Raw genomic sequence first — 16,471 nt, forward strand, 5'->3', positions numbered from 1 at the left:
GCAGGCTGTCGGAGCGACGGGCGCACGCCGTTTTTGCTGACGGGTGCGCGTTCCCGGTGCCGTTGCCATCCAAGACCTATTCCGAAAAGGAACCATTGCATGACCTTTCGCGCTCAATTGCTGGACACCTTGGCCTCGAACGCGCCGCGGGATCTCGAGACGCAGGCGCTCGGCCTCGTCCCGATCGTCGTGGAAACGAGCGGCCGGGGCGAGCGTTCGTACGACATCTATTCGCGGCTGCTGAAGGAGCGTGTCGTCTTCATGGTCGGCGAAGTCAACGATCAGACGGCGAATCTGGTGGTCGCACAGCTGCTGTTCCTCGAAAGCGAAAACCCGGATAAGGACATCAGCCTCTACATCAACAGTCCGGGCGGGTCGGTGTCGGCCGGCATGGCGATCTACGATACGATGCAGTTCATCAAGCCGGACGTTTCGACGCTGTGCATGGGTCTTGCGGCGAGCATGGGCGCATTCCTGCTGGCCTCCGGTGCCAAGGGCAAGCGCTTCGCGCTGCCGAACGCACGGGTCATGATCCATCAGCCGCTCGGCGGCGCGCGCGGCCAGGCTTCCGATATCGAAATCCAGGCACGCGAAATTCTCTACCTGAAAGACCGGTTGAATCACTTGCTCGCGCACCACACCGGTCAGCCCGTGGAACGTATCGCCCGCGACACCGACCGTGACAATTTCATGTCGGGGGAGGACGCCCAGGCTTACGGCCTCGTCGACCAGGTGCTGCAAAAGCGCCCCTAATCGTGACGGACCATCTCGCGGCAGCCGGCATTCTTTCGCTCGTAGGTGCGGATGCCGGCTCAAGCGATGCTATAAATGGTCGATAATAAAGTTCAGGGCGTCGACGGCGGAGACGCCGCCCCATGTTTCGTCTGTAGAATCCGACCCTAAAGTCGAAAGCCGACGAACAGCGTACCTAGTTTTTCGAGTGTCCGGAGGCTCGTATATCCATGGCGGACAAAAAAGGTTCGAACAGCGAAAAGCTGTTGTATTGCTCGTTTTGCGGCAAAAGCCAGCATGAGGTGAAAAAGCTCATTGCGGGCCCGTCGGTGTTCATCTGCGATGAATGTATCGACCTGTGCAACGAGATCATTCGCGACGAAGCCGCGGGCGCAGGCACGGACGCAGGCTTGTCCAAATCCGACCTGCCGAGTCCGCAAGAAATTCGCGACATTCTCGATCAATACGTGATTGGTCAGGAACGGGCGAAAAAGATCCTGGCCGTGGCGGTGTACAACCACTACAAGCGGCTCAAGCACCTCGACAAGAAAGACGACATCGAGCTCTCGAAGAGCAATATCCTGCTGATCGGGCCCACGGGCTCGGGCAAGACGTTGCTCGCCCAGACGCTCGCGCGGCTGCTGAACGTACCGTTCGTCATTGCGGACGCCACGACGCTGACCGAAGCGGGCTACGTCGGCGAGGATGTCGAGAACATCATTCAAAAGTTGCTGCAAAACTGCAACTACGAAGTCGAGAAGGCTCAGCGCGGCATCGTTTATATCGACGAGATCGACAAGATCAGCCGTAAGTCCGACAACCCGTCGATCACGCGCGACGTGTCTGGCGAGGGCGTGCAGCAGGCATTGCTCAAGCTCGTCGAGGGCACGATGGCGTCGGTGCCGCCGCAGGGCGGCCGCAAGCACCCGAACCAGGATTTCATCCAGGTCGACACGACCAACATCCTGTTCGTTTGCGGTGGCGCCTTCGACGGACTCGAGAAAGTCATCACCGACCGGACCGAAAAGACCGGTATCGGTTTCGGCGCGACGGTCAAGAGCAAGCAGGAGCGCGACGCCGGCGAGGTGCTGCGCGAAGTCGAGCCCGAGGATCTGATCAAATTCGGGTTGATTCCCGAGTTGATCGGCCGCCTGCCCGTCGTAGCGACGCTCGGCAAACTCGACGAAACGGCGCTGATGAAGATTCTCGTCGAACCGAAGAATGCGCTCGTCAAGCAGTACAACAAGCTTTTCGCGATGGAACGCGTCGAACTCGAGATTCGTCCCGCGGCGTTGCAAGCCGTGGCGCGCAAGGCAATCCGCCGCAAGACCGGCGCGCGTGGCCTTCGCTCGATTTTGGAACAGGCGTTGCTCGATGTGATGTACGAATTGCCGGCAATGAAAGGGGTCAGCAAAGTGATTATCGACGACAACGTAATCGAGGGCGACGGAAAGCCGTTGCTGATTTACGAGGAAGCCCCGAAGGTAGCGGGTTCCAACTGAGCGATGGACCTGCTGGGCCTAGGGTTTTCTTTGACATAGGCCGTTCATGGCGACGTGAACGGCTTTTTTCGTTTATCTTGTGGGTTAGCACTGACGACTTCGACACTTTCACTGAACTTTTTCCCACGCGCGAAGGCTTGCAATCGATGTAGCGGGCCTCAACTACCGAACGTTCTGAATCCACTAATGGGGAAATGAAATGTCAGGAACCCAACTCCTCCCTTCCGAGCGCACGACGCTCCCGCTGCTGCCCTTGCGAGATGTGGTTGTTTTCCCACATATGGTGATCCCCCTTTTCGTGGGGCGCCCCAAATCGATCAAGGCGCTCGAAGTGGCGATGGAGGGTGGCAAGCACATCATGCTTGTCGCACAAAAAACGGCGGCCAAGGACGAGCCGACCGAAAAGGACATGTACGAAGTAGGATGTATCGCAAACATCCTGCAAATGCTCAAGCTGCCCGACGGCACCGTAAAAGTGCTCGTGGAGGGTTTGCAGCGTGCCAAGACGCTGACGATCGAAGAGCAGGAGACGCAGTTTTCCTGCGAAGTCATGCCGCTCGAACCCGACCATGCGGACAGCGCCGAAACCGAGGCGCTGCGCCGTGCGATCGTGTCGCAGTTCGACCAGTACGTGAAACTCAACAAGAAGATTCCGCCCGAGATTCTCACGTCGCTTGCCGGTATCGATGAAGCGGGGCGTCTGGCCGATACGATTGCCGCACACTTGCCGCTCAAGCTCGATCAAAAGCAGCACATTCTCGAGATGTTCCCGGTCGTGGAGCGGCTCGAGCACCTGCTTGCCCAGCTCGAAGCTGAAATCGACATCCTCCAGGTCGAAAAGCGCATCCGTGGGCGCGTCAAGCGTCAGATGGAGAAGAGCCAGCGCGAGTACTACCTGAACGAACAGGTCAAGGCGATCCAGAAGGAACTTGGCGAAGGCGAAGAGGGTGCCGATCTCGAAGAGCTGGAAAAGCGCATCGAAGCCGCACGCATGCCGAAGGAAGCCAAGAAGAAGGCCGATTCGGAACTCAAGAAGCTCAAGCTGATGTCGCCGATGTCGGCCGAAGCGACGGTCGTGCGCAACTACATCGATACGCTCATCGGGCTGCCGTGGCGCAAGAAGAGCAAGGTCAACAATGACCTCTCGAACGCAGAGCGCGTGCTCGATGAAGACCACTTCGGCCTCGAAAAGGTCAAAGAGCGGATTCTCGAGTATCTCGCGGTCCAACAGCGCGTCGACAAGGTGAAAGCGCCGATCCTGTGCCTCGTGGGGCCGCCGGGGGTAGGGAAGACTTCGCTCGGTCAGTCGATCGCGCGTGCGACGAACCGTAAGTTCGTGCGCATGGCGCTGGGCGGCGTGCGTGACGAAGCCGAGATCCGCGGCCATCGCCGTACTTATATCGGTTCGATGCCGGGCAAGATTTTGCAGAGCTTGACGAAGGTCGGCGTGCGCAATCCGCTCTTCCTGCTCGACGAAGTCGACAAGATGGGCATGGATTTCCGCGGCGATCCGTCGTCGGCGTTGCTGGAAGTGCTCGATCCCGAGCAGAACCACACGTTCGCCGATCACTATGTCGAAGTGGACTTCGATCTGTCGGATGTGATGTTCGTGGCGACATCGAACTCGCTCAATATTCCGCCTCCGTTGCTCGACCGGATGGAAGTGATCCGCTTGTCGGGTTACACCGAGGACGAAAAGGTCAGCATTGCGCAGCGTTATCTGTTGCCGAAGCAGAAGAAGAACAACGGCTTGAAGGAAGGCGAGATCGAGGTTGCGGAGCAGGCGATTCGCGACATCATTCGTTACTACACGCGCGAAGCGGGTGTGCGTTCGCTCGAGCGTGAAATATCGAAGATCTGCCGCAAAGTCGTGAAGATGCTGCTGCTGAAAAAGGCGGAGGGTGCGGTCAGGGTCGAGGGCAGCAACCTCGATACGTTCCTCGGCGTGCGCAAGTACGACTTCGGTTTGGCGGCCAAGCAGAATCAGACGGGCCAGGTGACGGGTTTGGCTTGGACGGAAGTCGGTGGCGACCTGCTGACGATCGAAGCCGCGGTCATGCCCGGCAAGGGCAACGTCATTCGCACGGGTTCGCTCGGCGATGTGATGAAGGAGTCGGTCGAGGCTGCGCGTTCGGTGGTCCGCTCCCGCTCGCGGCGTCTCGGGGTCAGGGACGAGGCGTTCGAGAAGCAGGATATCCACATCCACGTGCCGGAAGGTGCGACACCGAAGGACGGTCCGTCCGCCGGTATCGCGATGACGACGGCGCTGGTGTCGGTGCTCACGGGTATCCCCGTGCGGGCCGATGTCGCGATGACGGGTGAGATCACGCTGCGTGGCGAAGTACTGCCGATCGGCGGGCTCAAGGAGAAGATGCTGGCTGCACACCGCGGTGGCATCAAGCTCGTGTTGATCCCCGAGGAAAACGTCAAGGATCTGACCGAGATTCCCGACAACGTGAAGAACTCGATCGAGATCGTGCCGGTCAGGTGGATCGACAAGGTGTTGGAGCTTGCGCTGGAGCGGGTGCCTGAGGCACTGCCGGAAGAAGAGCCGAAGGCTGAGCCCGTTGCCGAAGCGGCGAAGGATGCGGCTACGACGGAAGTCGTCAAGCATTGAAAGATGACGGCCGCAGATAAGCGGCTGTGAAAAGCCGCGAGAGGCGCGCAATGCGCTTCTCGCGGCTTTTTTTGCGCCCGGTAGGGCGCATCAACGTGGAGGTGAGAACCTTTGAAAGTTTCTCGTCTTGTTATCTTCTCATTGCTGCTGGGACATCAAGTAGCGTTTTCACAGAGCATCGATTGCACGTCGAATCAGCTTGATATCCGCCAAATCGCGGGCGATGCCCCTGGCATGAGCAAATCCAATGCTTTTTTCGCCATCCTGAATGTTGGGAAAAAGCCTTGCAGGCTCAGTGCGCAACTTGTCAGGGTGGGTGAAGAAGCGTTGAGGGTAAGCTTTCACGACAACACCCCGGTTGATTTCGTGCTTCCGCCTGTGCGCGAGAAACGCTTTATTCATGCCAAAAACGTGATTGGCTTCAACGTCAGTAACGATGGCGCCAGCGGCCCGACAAGACATATCGGTGCGCTTCATTTTGAATTTCAAAACGGAGATTCCTTTACTGCCGACTATGCCGGATACGACACAGCGCCTTTCACTCCTCAGGCGCAAATCATTCCGTTTTTCGCCTGGCAGATTTTTCAGGGCGATCAATGCCTGACGCCGCAAGGCAAAGCTCTTTCCTTTGTCGAAAACCCGGAAATCGACACACGGAAACGGCTGTCGTGCGGCTAGCAAAACCTTCCGCATCCGGCGCAACCCTGGTTGACACTCCAGTTTCGGCCATCTTTAATGGGCCAGCGCAGCATCGCCTGCGCTTTCTTTCGGGCACTTTACGGTGCTCTCACAACTGCAGCCCAACAATCATCATCGGGGACTCGGATGAACAAGACGGAATTGATCGACCACATTGCAGAACAAGCAGATCTGTCGAAGGCGGCGGCCGGACGGGCGCTCGAGGCCGTGATCGGCGGCGTCAAAAGCGTGTTGAAAAAGGGCGGCTCGGTGACGTTGGTCGGTTTTGGCACGTTCGCCGTCGGCAAGCGCACGGCGCGCACGGGCCGCAATCCGCGCACGGGCGCAGCCATCAAGATCAAGGCAGCTAAGGTTCCGAAATTCAAGCCTGGCAAAGCGCTGAAAGATGCGCTAAACTAGCGGGCTCGTTGGCTGGCAAGCGTTGAATCGTACGGCTACCAGTCAACGGATGTAGCGCGAACGGGTGCTTAGCTCAGTTGGTAGAGCGGCGCCCTTACAAGGCGTAGGTCGGGAGTTCGAGCCTCTCAGCACCCACCATTCCGTTTCGCGATTCGCTTTCAGGCAGTTCCGCAGTACCTGCCGCAGTGGCCTGCCGCAGTAGCCTGTGTAATACCGAAGACCCGCACAGCTTTTAGCTCTGCGGGTTTTTTGTCGTCCTTCCGGCGCCCGGGAACGTCCGCCGGCTGCCGCCTGTATCCGGGCTGTTGTCGTTCAATCCCGTCGCCAGGCGGACGATTCGTCGCAATCGCCCTCGAAAAGCAGGCGCTCATCGGTAAATTCCCTACGTCGATGCGTTTTGCGCGGGAGGCGCAGCGCGCCGATATTGGCGCGACCCGACGCGTTCCTCCCTCGAATCCCCCGTCACCATTGGCTTTGCGCACATCGCGCATCCTCTCGTGTTTTTCAGCGAACGCTGCATCCCTCGGCTTCATAACCTCAGGTATCGGAAAGGGCGCAGAAAATGTATCGGGATGCGTCGAATTGGCTTGGTACGCTTCGATCCATGCAATAGATATCGATCAGCGATTGGCCCTCAGCGGAACTAGCGTGCCGGGATGCAACGAATGACGACTGACGCGACTGGCGCGTCGGAAATCTCCCCGGCACGGATAGCGCAATACGCACTGAAAACTGCCGCCGGGTGGATTAGAAAAACCGACGAGACCAAGAACGGTCACTTGGACCGAGGGCTATCCGATCGCGGCCTTCGATTTCTTGAACTTGCCAGTTGGAATGAAAGCATGCCCCCGAATCTGACGTTCGCACCGCAGGATGTGGTTCCGTCCGGCGTGATCGATGCGAAAGCCGCCTCATCGGTTGCAAACCCGATCGCAGTTGGCGGCACCGATATTCTGACGGTCCGAAACCTGTCGAAAATCTTCGGTCCGAAACCCGAACGTGCAGCCGAGTTGGTCAGGCAAGGCCTCGGTCGAGACGAAGTCTTCGAACGCACGGGCAGTATGGTTGCCGTCAACGACGTCAGCCTCAGCGTCAAGGCAGGCGAGATTTTCGTCATCATGGGCCTATCGGGTTCCGGCAAGTCGACGCTGGTCCGGCTCCTCAACCGATTGATCGAGCCGACATCAGGCCAGGTCATTCTCGAAGGCCGCGATATCGCGCCGATGTCGACGGTCGAGTTGCGCGACGTTCGCCGCGAGAAGATGGCAATGGTATTCCAGTCGTTCGCGCTGCTGCCCAATCGCACGGTGCTCGACAACATCTCATACGGGCTCGAAGTCGCGGGAATGAAAAAGGCCGAGCGCTACGAAATCGCTCGAGCCGCACTCACGCGAGTCGGTCTCGGTTCATACGAAAAACTGCTGCCCGGCGAGTTATCGGGGGGCATGCAGCAACGCGTCGGCCTTGCTCGTGCGCTGGCGGTGAATCCTTCCGTGCTGTTGATGGACGAAGCGTTCTCCGCGCTGGACCCGTTGATTCGGCATGAGATGCAGAGCGAACTGCTGCGGCTTCAAAAGCAGGAGCAGCGCACCATCGTCTTCATCTCGCACGATATCGAAGAAGCCATCAAGATCGGCGGTCGCATCGGCATCATGAAGGACGGTTGCCTGATTCAGGTTGGCACGCCTGCCGAGCTGATCCAATCGCCGGCCGACGACTACGTGCGGGACTTCTTCCACCACGTCGACGTCTCGCGCTTTCTCAAAGCCGAAAGACTGCTCACCAGAGTCGAACGCGGCGTGATTGCGGCGGATATCGGTGCGCCCGCGGAGCACTACGTCAACCAGATGATCGACGGCGGGCTGGAGTGCGCCTATGTGTGCGATCAAGCGGGCCGATTCCAAGGTTGCGTCACCCCCACGTCGCTGCACAAGGCCGGTGCGCGTCCTCTGCGTGAAGCATTGCTGCAGGACTTGAAGACGGTTTCGCCCGAGTCTGACTTGCACGAACTTGCCACCATTGCCTTGAGCCAGGAACACGACGTGCCGGTTGTCGATATGGGCGGGAAGCTGGCGGGCGTCGTGTCGTGCAGAACGATACTGAAGCAGGTTATGGAGCGGAGGGCAGTATGAGTACCTCGTCGTCGATCTTCGGCCAGTTTGCGGAAAACGCCGTCACTTTCCTTTTCAATCATTTCCAAGGCGGCTTCAACGCGTTTTCCTCAGCATTGGGCGCGGTGATCAGACTGCTCGAGGACGGTCTGGCTGCGATTCCATTCATCGCGATGCTCGTCATCCTCGTGGCCTTCGCGTTGTGGCGCCGCGGTATCGTCTTCTCAGTCTTCGTCGGCTTGGCACTCTGGGCGATCCATTACATGGGGCTGTGGCCGCAAACGGTGTCTACGCTGGCGCTCGTCGTGGCGGCCACGTGCTTCAGCCTGATCATCGGTGTGCCGCTCGGCATCTGGGGTGCCCGCAACAACGGGGTCGAGCTGGTCTTGCGATCGCTGCTCGATTTCATGCAGACGATGCCGGCATTCGTCTATCTGATTCCCGCCGTCATCCTGTTCGGACTCGGCCGCGTGCCCGCCGTGATTGCCACGGTGGTTTTCGCGATGCCGCCGGTCGTGCGTCTGACGACGCTCGGTATTCGGCAGGTTCGAGAGGAACTGCTCGAAGCGGGGCGTTCGTTCGGGAGCACCGATGCGCAACTGCTTTGGAAAATCCAATTGCCGAACGCCATGCCGTCGATCATGGCCGGCGTCAATCAGACGATCATGATGTCGCTTTCGATGGTCGTCATCGCATCGATGATCGGCGCCGGCGGACTCGGCGAGTATGTGCTGAGCGGCATCCAGCGGCTGGACATCGGCATCGGTTTCGAAGGCGGGCTTGGCGTCGTATTGCTTGCGATCGTGCTCGATCGCTTGACCGAGACGTTCGGCAAATCGAAAAAGAAGAAAGCTCGGCCCGCTGCCAAGGCAGGGAAGGCCGGCGCAAACGACGTGGCAGCGCGTACGTAACGGATCCGACGATCGACCCGGCGTCGTCGATGCGACAGGCAAGTACCGATCGAGTCTGACGGACAGTCTGTCATAGCCGCGAGGTTGGACAGCCGGGGAAGTAAAAGGGGCGGGGAGACTGCGTACGCTACGTGGCAGCACCTGTGACATGGTTCAAAACGACACGAAGTAGATTAGGAGTCCTAAATGAACTGCAATGTTTTCAAGGCACTTATTGCCAAAGTTGCGCTATCGGCGGTTGCTGCTTTGAGTCTTGGCGTAGGTGTCGCCTCGGCTGCGGAGCCGATCAAGTTGGCGATCACGGATTGGGCCGACGTGTTGGCCACGGCGAACGTCGCGAAATATGTGCTCGAGACCAAGCTTAACCAGCCCGTCAAGTTCGTCAACGCCGACATCGGTATTCAGTACGAAGGCGTCGCGCGTGGCGACCTCGACATCATGGTCGGCGGCTGGCTCCCCGTCACGCATGCGGTGTACTACGCGAAATACAAGAACGACATGGACGACGTCGGCGTCATCTATACCGGCGGCAAGAATGGCTGGGCCGTGCCGGCCTACGTTCCGGAGTCCGAACTGTCGTCGATTTCCGATCTGAGCAAGCCCGACGTCAAGAGCAAGCTCGACGGCACGGTCCAGGGCATCGGCCCCGGTGCAGGCCTGATGCAAGCGTCCGAAAAGACGCTCCAAGCCTACGGCTTATCCAACTATCACCTTCAATCGTCGAGCGAAGCCGGGATGCTGGCAGCGGTGTCGCGAGCCAATCAGTCGAAGCAATGGGTCGTCGCCACGGTCTGGAGCCCGCATTGGCTCTGGCAGAAATGGAAGATGCGCTACCTGAAAGACCCGAAGGGCACGTTGGGCGGGGAAGAGCAGGTTCACGCGTTCGCTTCCAAGCAATTCGCCAGCAAATTTCCGCGTGCCGATGTGTTCTTCAAGCATTTCAAGCTGAAGCTCGCTGATGTCGAGGCCATCGAATTCGAAGGCAATGCCACGAACGACTACGCCACCGCGGCGAAGAAGTTCGTCGACTCGCATCCGGACGAGCTCAAGGCCTGGTTGCAGCAATGAGTCGAAGGTTGGCCGAGGGTCGTGTCCGGTCGACGCACGCCTGGCGGCAGCGGACGTTGCGGATGTTCACGGACGCTTCTTCGATATTTCTTCCGGCGGGCGCGACGGTGTGCCCGCCGACTCAATGAGGGCCGCAGTCCTGTAGGGCTGCGTTACACCAACGCTTTTGGGAGTGACCCGTGAACGAACACTCGCGCTTTTTTTCGGAAACGCTCCAGAGCCGAGACCCCGTCATCGCCTCGGAAATCGCGCTCGAGTTGCGCCGCCAGCAAACTCAGATCGAGCTGATCGCCTCCGAGAACATCGTCTCCGCTGCGGTGATGGAGGCGCAAGGGACGGTATTGACCAACAAATATGCCGAAGGCTATCCCTCGAAACGCTATTACGGCGGTTGTGACCATGTCGACCGGATCGAAGCGCTGGCCATCGATCGCGTGAAGGCGCTGTTCGAAGCCGAGTATGCGAACGTCCAGCCGCACTCGGGCGCGCAGGCAAATGGCGCGGTCATGCTGGCGCTGGTCAAGCCGGGCGAGACGGTCATGGGCATGTCGCTCGACGCCGGCGGCCATCTGACGCATGGCGCTCGTCCCGCCCTGTCGGGCAAATGGTTCAACGCGGTGCAGTATGGCGTGAGCCCGGAAACCTTCCGCATCGATTACGACAAGCTGCGCGCGCTCGCGCAAGCGCATCGTCCGAAGCTGATCATCGCGGGGTATTCGGCTTATCCGCGCGCGCTCGATTTCGCTGCGTTCCGCGACATCGCGGACAGCGTCGGCGCGCTGTTGATGGTCGACATGGCGCATATCGCGGGCATCGTCGCAGTCGGCCGGCATGAGAACCCCGTTCGCTTTGCCGACGTGGTGACGTCGACGACGCACAAGACACTGCGCGGACCGCGCGGCGGCTTCATCCTCACGAACAACGGCGACATTGCCAAGAAAATCAATTCTGCCGTGTTCCCGGGGTTGCAGGGCGGCCCGCTCATGCACGTCATCGCCGGCAAAGCGGTGGCGTTCGGCGAAGCGCTTCGTCCCGAGTTCACGGCGTACATCGATCAAATGCTGCGCAACGCACAGGCGCTCGGCAATGTACTGAAGGCCGGCGGCCTGAGTCTCGCGACAGGCGGGACCGACAACCATCTGCAGTTAGTCGATTTGCGACCGAAGAGGCTGACGGGAGCGCAGGCGGAGAAGGCGCTGGAACGCGCCGGCATCACATGCAACAAGAACGGTATTCCGTTCGATACCGAGAACCCGACGGTGACCTCCGGCATTCGGCTTGGCACGCCGGCGGGCACGACGCGCGGATTCGGCACGGCTCAATTCGAGCAGGTCGGCGAAATGATTCTGGAAGTGTTGTCGGCGCTGGAGCGCAACCCCAACGGCGACGAGCAGGTGGAGCGCGCAGTGCGCACGCGCGTGAGAGAGCTGTGCGGCCAGTTCCCGATTTATTCGCATGCGGTGGACGTCGTATGACCGGCGATCGAGCGTGATTGCTGGTAAACCCATCCGATTTACCTGGTTGCAGATAACTGATGAGAGAAACGAAATGAGCTTCGAGGGTGTGCATACTCCGCTCGTGACCCCGTTCAAGGCGGACGGCGAGATCGATCATGAATTGCTCGGCAAGCATGCCGCCAATCTGGCCGGCCGCGTCTCGGGCCTGGGCGTGGGCGGAACGACGGGCGAATACTACGCGTTGAGTTTCGACGAGCGTGTGCAGACGTTCAACACGGTTGCACAGGCGGCTGGCGGCAAGACGTATCTCACCGCCGGAATCAACGCAACGACGACGCGAGAGGTGATTCGCCTCGGTCAGGAAGCAAAGCGGGCGGGCATGCAGGCGCTACTGGTTGCGGCGCCGTACTACGTGCAGCCGACGCAGGAAGAGTTGCTGGCTCACCTGCTGAAGGTGGACGACGCGCTCGACATGCCGGTCATGCTTTATAACTTTCCGGCTCGCACGGGAACGGAAATCAGCGACGACGTCCTCGAAAAACTGCTCGAGCGCCCGAACTTCCTCGCGATGAAGGAGAGCACCGGAGACATTGCGCACCTGCACCACCTCGCCACGTACTTCAAGGACCGGCTGACGTTCAGCTGCGGCATGGACGACCAGGCGCTCGAATTCTTCGCGTGGGGCGCGAAAAGCTGGGTCGGCGGCGCCTCGAATTTCTTGCCGGAAGCGCACGTGGCGCTGTTCGACGCGTGCGTCGACAAGGGCGATTTCACGTTGGGCCGCAAGCTGATGGCGCAGCTTCTGCCCGTGCTCGAACTGCTCGAGCGCAGCGGCAAGTTCATCCAATACGTTCGCTATGGCTGCGAATTGGCGGGCCTGCCGGTCGGCGTGGCGCGGGCACCCCTTGGCCGCCTCTCAGACAACGAACGCAGTGCATTCGCACAGCTTGTCGAGCCGATGTTGGGCAACGCCCGGTAACGCGTATGACCTCGAAACTGGAATTCGCGCGGTTTCCCGCTCCCGACGGCGTGAACGGTTGGTGGGAGTGCCTGCCTCCAGCGGCGCCGCCACAGGCCACGGTAACGTCCGAGCAACGATTCGACTGGGTGGTCATCGGTGGAGGCATCACCGGATTGTGCGCCGCGCGCCGCCTGGCCGAACTCGCGCCCGACGCGTCGATTGCCTTGGTGGAAGCGGACCGTATCGGACGTACGACCGCGGGACGCAATTCCGGTTTCTTCGTCGATTTGCCGCACGACATCAGCAGCGAGAGTTACTCCCGCAGCGTGGAAGCGGACAAAGCCGACGTTCGGCTGCAACGCCATGGTATCGACTATGTGCGTTCAGTCGTGCGTCGGCACGACATCGAGTGCGATTGGCGTGACGACGGCAAGTTTCATGCGTCGGTCAACAAGAAGGGCCACGCGGCACTTTCGCACTTCGCGGAAGGTTTGTCCCGCATCGACGAGCCTTTCCAATGGCTCGACGAGGCCGCGATCGGCAAGGTCACCGGGACGGGTTTCTATCACGGTGCGCTGTTTACACCGGGCTGCAGTACCGTTCAACCGGCCGCGCTGATGCGGGGTCTCGCCAAGACGCTGCCGCCGAACGCGAAGGTTTTCGAAATGAGTGCGGTGAGAGACATCGACGATCGCCGCGATATGAAGGTGCTGACGTTCGCTCATGGAACGATCAGCGCGAAAGGCGTGATTCTCTGCACGAATGCCTACGCGGCGAGGTTTGGGGGGCATCCCAACGGCTTGCTGCCCGTCTATACGTTCGCATCGATGACACGTGTGATGACACCTCGCGAAATCGCCGAGCTCGGCGGCGCGCAATCATGGGCGCTCATTCCCGCGGATCCGATGGGCACGACCGTACGCCGGTTGAGCAGCAATCGCATTTGCGTGCGCAATCACTTCGCTTTCCGGCCGGGGCTCGAGGTGTCTCAATCCGATCTCGCGAAGGCGAAGAGCTTGCACCAGCGCTCGTTCGATCGGCGCTTTCCGATGCTCGGAAACCTCGAGCTCGAATATACGTGGGGTGGGCCGTTGTGTCTGTCCGCCAACAACGGCGCGCTATTCGGACAACGAAACGACGGGGTGTTCGAAGCGATCGGATGTAACGGACTCGGTTTGAGCAGAGGTTCCGCATCCGGCAAGCTCATCGCGGAGTATGCGCTCGGTCAGTCGAGCGACCTCGTGCATCAGCTACTGAATCAACCGCATCCGCGCTCGCTACCCGCACGTCCCATCGCGGACGTGGCCGTATCGGCCGCGATCTGGGTCAAGGAATTCGCGGCGGGCGCCGAGCTCTAACTTTCAAGGACTAGACCATGGCAACGTATCAGGAATGGAAGAACAGGGCGCAAGCGTTGCGGCTCGACGGCCGGGCATTCATCGCGGGCGAGCGATGCCCCGCTGCGTCGAATGAGACGTTCGAAACGCTCAATCCCTCGACCGGGAAGGTATTGGCCGATGTGGCCAAGTGCGACGCCAAGGATGTCGATCGCGCCGTCGTCGCGGCGAGAGCGGCGTTCGAAAGCGGCGTGTGGTCGAAGGCGACGCCGGCCCAGCGCAAGGGCGTCCTGCTGCGCCTCGCCCAGTTGATCGACGAAAACGCAGAAGAACTCGCGCTGCTCGAAGCGCTCGAAGCAGGCAAGCCGATCAGCGAATGCCTCGGGCTCGACATCCCCGAATCGGCGGCCTGCATCCGCTGGCATGCCGAGGCGACGGACAAGCGCTACGACGCGCTGTCGCCATCGGGCCCGAGTGTCGTCAGTATGATCACGCGCGAACCGATCGGTGTGGTCGGAGCGGTGCTGCCGTGGAATTTTCCGGCGCTCATGCTCGCATGGAAAATCGGCCCGGCGCTATCCGTCGGCAACAGCGTGATCGTCAAACCTGCCGAGCAGACGTCGCTTTCGACGCTGCGCATCGCCGATCTCGCACTGGAAGCGGGTGTGCCCGCCGGTGTTTTCAGCGTGGTCACGGGCTTTGGTGAGCAGGCCGGCCAGGCCATCGGGCAGCATGCCGATATAGACCTGGTCGCCTTTACGGGCTCGACGGAAACGGGCAAACGCTTTCTGCGCTACTCGGCCGACACGAACTTGAAGCGTGTCGTATTGGAATGCGGTGGCAAGAACCCGCAGGTCGTGCTACCCGACGTTGCCAATCTCGACGCTGTTGCGGAGAATGCGGTTGCCGCTGCCTTCTGGAACATGGGTGAGAACTGCAGCGCGGGATCGCGCATTCTCGTCCCGGCGTCGATGAAGGCTGAGCTGCTGCAAAAAGTCCGATCGGTGCTGGAGAGCTGGAAGACAGGCGATCCGCTCGACCCGGACGTGAAACTGGGCTCGTTGATCGAACGCCCGCACTATGAGAAGGTGCTTGCGCACATCGAGACGGCGAGGGCCGAAGGCGCGCGCCTGGTGTGTGGCGGTAAGGCGACGCTCACCGAGAGCGGCGGCTGGTTCGTCGAGCCGACGATTTTCGACAACGTGAAACCCGACATGGCGATCGCGCGCGAAGAAGTGTTCGGCCCCGTGCTTTGCTTCATCGAATACGGCGACGTCGAAGAGGCCGTCCGAATCGCCAACGACACCTGCTATGGTCTGGCAGCATCGCTTTGGACGGACAACGTCAATCAGGCCCACAAGATCGCGGCGCGCATCCGGGCGGGCACGGTCACCGTCAATTGCTTCGGCGAGGGCGATTTGTCGACGCCGTTCGGCGGTTTCAAGCAATCGGGCTTCGGCGGCCGCGACAAATCGATTTACGCTCATGATCAGTACTGCGAACTGAAGACGACTTGGCTGAAGCTCGATTGACGGAGCGCTTCGAGCGGATCACCGGCGCCGCATAGCGGGGAGGGACACCGAGGGTAGCGCGCTCTTGTCAGCGAGTGGCGGCGCTAGCAAACTGTTATATCTGAAGCGTCCGCGTGAAAGGTGAAGGCAATGCAAAAGAAGCAGTTGTTCGCCGATAGACTCCTCGCCCAGATGCCATCGCTCAGGGCGCTGAGGTGCTTCGTCACGGCGGCGCGATACGAGAGCTTCACGCAGGCCGCGGAAGTGCTGTGCGTGACGCAGGCCGCGATCAGCCGGCAAATCAAGGAACTCGAGGATTCGCTCGATGTTGCGCTGTTCGAGCGCACGGGAAGACACATCGCGCTGACCGACGCAGGACGCATTCTCTACAACGCGTCGTATCTGTCGATCATGAACATCGCGGAAGCCGCGGAGGCCGTTCGCCGGTCCGACAGGCACGCGCTGACCGTTTGCGTCTCGCATACGTTTTCCGCATTATGGTTGTCGTTCAGATTGCCTCAGTTCCGCAAACGGTATCCGGATATCAAGCTGCACGTGATGGTCACCGAGCATTTCATGGAGATCGACGGGCTGATGGAACCTGACGTCATCATCACCAAGATTCCGCCGCGCGAGGCTGAGTATGAAGTGGAGCCGCTCTTTCACGACGTGGTGTATCCGGTGTGCAGTCCGTCGTTTCGCGAGCGCCGTTTTCACGGCAAGTCGCTGAAGCCGCTGGATCTGCTCTCGCATCCGACGTTGAATCTATCGTTGCTGGGACGAGCGCAGGTTTGCGAGCACGTCGACTGGCGCGTGTGGCGCAACTGGTTTCAGCACAGCGACGGCTCCGACATGCTCGTCGAAAACGACCATCTGGAAAGCAACGACTATCGGCTGCTCGTCGCCCAGGCCGAAGCGGGCGAGGGCACGCTGCTCGGCTGGCATCACCTGGTGCATCGCCAGGTTGAATTGGGACAGTTGGTCCGACCGGTCCAGGATGCGCTCGTATTCAACGACCGCTATCACTATCTGATCACGCGCAAGAACGCCAAGGTTCGCCCCGAGTATCTGCAGTTCCGCGAGTGGCTCTGCGAGGAAGTCGGAGCGATGATGCGCGAATGGGCTAGCACCGGAGCAGAGGAAAAGATTCGATGACGCTACGGGCT

13 protein-coding genes and 1 tRNA gene are annotated in these 16,471 nt (G+C 60.2%); all 14 read left to right on the forward strand.

Annotation, left to right across the window (positions count from 1 at the left end):
- Window positions 1-99: 99 nt before the first annotated feature.
- The 14 genes from clpP (at window position 100) to ACO1XS_RS22750 (ending at window position 16,460) form a co-directional block, all read left to right on the forward strand.
- Window positions 100-753 carry an ATP-dependent Clp endopeptidase proteolytic subunit ClpP gene (gene clpP / locus ACO1XS_RS22685; protein WP_173260088.1) on the forward strand — a complete coding sequence of 218 codons (654 nt, stop codon included), beginning with the start codon at window positions 100-102 and terminating at the stop codon, window positions 751-753.
- 209 nt (window positions 754-962) lie between these two features.
- A complete protein-coding gene (clpX, locus tag ACO1XS_RS22690) occupies window positions 963-2,234 on the forward strand; it encodes an ATP-dependent Clp protease ATP-binding subunit ClpX (protein WP_173260087.1) in 1,272 nt (423 codons plus the stop codon).
- Window positions 2,235-2,433: 199 nt separating this feature from the next.
- Window positions 2,434-4,851 (forward strand): endopeptidase La, encoded by a 2,418-nt coding sequence (gene lon / locus ACO1XS_RS22695; RefSeq protein WP_486391743.1) that lies wholly within the window; start codon window positions 2,434-2,436, stop codon window positions 4,849-4,851.
- A 111-nt stretch (window positions 4,852-4,962) separates the two neighbouring features.
- Window positions 4,963-5,529 (forward strand): hypothetical protein, encoded by a 567-nt coding sequence (locus tag ACO1XS_RS22700; protein WP_486391744.1) that lies wholly within the window; start codon window positions 4,963-4,965, stop codon window positions 5,527-5,529.
- A gap of 147 nt (window positions 5,530-5,676) precedes the next feature.
- Window positions 5,677-5,949 (forward strand): HU family DNA-binding protein, encoded by a 273-nt coding sequence (locus tag ACO1XS_RS22705; RefSeq protein ID WP_173260119.1) that lies wholly within the window; start codon window positions 5,677-5,679, stop codon window positions 5,947-5,949.
- A gap of 62 nt (window positions 5,950-6,011) precedes the next feature.
- Window positions 6,012-6,087, forward strand: a tRNA-Val gene (locus ACO1XS_RS22710).
- 704 nt (window positions 6,088-6,791) lie between these two features.
- Complete coding sequence (locus ACO1XS_RS22715) at window positions 6,792-8,081, forward strand: quaternary amine ABC transporter ATP-binding protein (protein WP_331572296.1); 1,290 nt, start codon at window positions 6,792-6,794, stop codon at window positions 8,079-8,081.
- Window positions 8,078-8,971 (forward strand): ABC transporter permease, encoded by an 894-nt coding sequence (locus ACO1XS_RS22720; RefSeq protein WP_331572298.1) that lies wholly within the window; start codon window positions 8,078-8,080, stop codon window positions 8,969-8,971. Before ACO1XS_RS22715 ends, ACO1XS_RS22720 begins: the two co-directional genes overlap by 4 nt.
- A gap of 186 nt (window positions 8,972-9,157) precedes the next feature.
- The gene (locus ACO1XS_RS22725) at window positions 9,158-10,039 is read left to right on the forward strand and encodes a glycine betaine ABC transporter substrate-binding protein (protein WP_331572300.1); all 882 of its coding nucleotides are present in this window, start codon (window positions 9,158-9,160) and stop codon (window positions 10,037-10,039) included.
- Window positions 10,040-10,218: 179 nt separating this feature from the next.
- Window positions 10,219-11,514 (forward strand): serine hydroxymethyltransferase, encoded by a 1,296-nt coding sequence (glyA, locus tag ACO1XS_RS22730; RefSeq protein ID WP_331572302.1) that lies wholly within the window; start codon window positions 10,219-10,221, stop codon window positions 11,512-11,514.
- 73 nt (window positions 11,515-11,587) lie between these two features.
- The gene (locus tag ACO1XS_RS22735) at window positions 11,588-12,475 is read left to right on the forward strand and encodes a dihydrodipicolinate synthase family protein (RefSeq protein WP_331572303.1); all 888 of its coding nucleotides are present in this window, start codon (window positions 11,588-11,590) and stop codon (window positions 12,473-12,475) included.
- A gap of 5 nt (window positions 12,476-12,480) precedes the next feature.
- Window positions 12,481-13,815, forward strand: a complete 1,335-nt coding sequence (locus ACO1XS_RS22740; RefSeq protein ID WP_331572304.1) for an NAD(P)/FAD-dependent oxidoreductase — start codon at window positions 12,481-12,483, stop codon at window positions 13,813-13,815.
- A gap of 17 nt (window positions 13,816-13,832) precedes the next feature.
- Entirely contained in the window at window positions 13,833-15,326 is a 1,494-nt protein-coding gene (locus ACO1XS_RS22745; RefSeq protein ID WP_331572306.1) for an aldehyde dehydrogenase, read from the forward strand.
- Between the two features lie 129 nt (window positions 15,327-15,455).
- Complete coding sequence (locus tag ACO1XS_RS22750; RefSeq protein WP_331572308.1) at window positions 15,456-16,460, forward strand: LysR substrate-binding domain-containing protein; 1,005 nt, start codon at window positions 15,456-15,458, stop codon at window positions 16,458-16,460.
- Window positions 16,461-16,471: the final 11 nt, after the last annotated feature.

The organism is Trinickia sp., assembly GCF_057351765.1.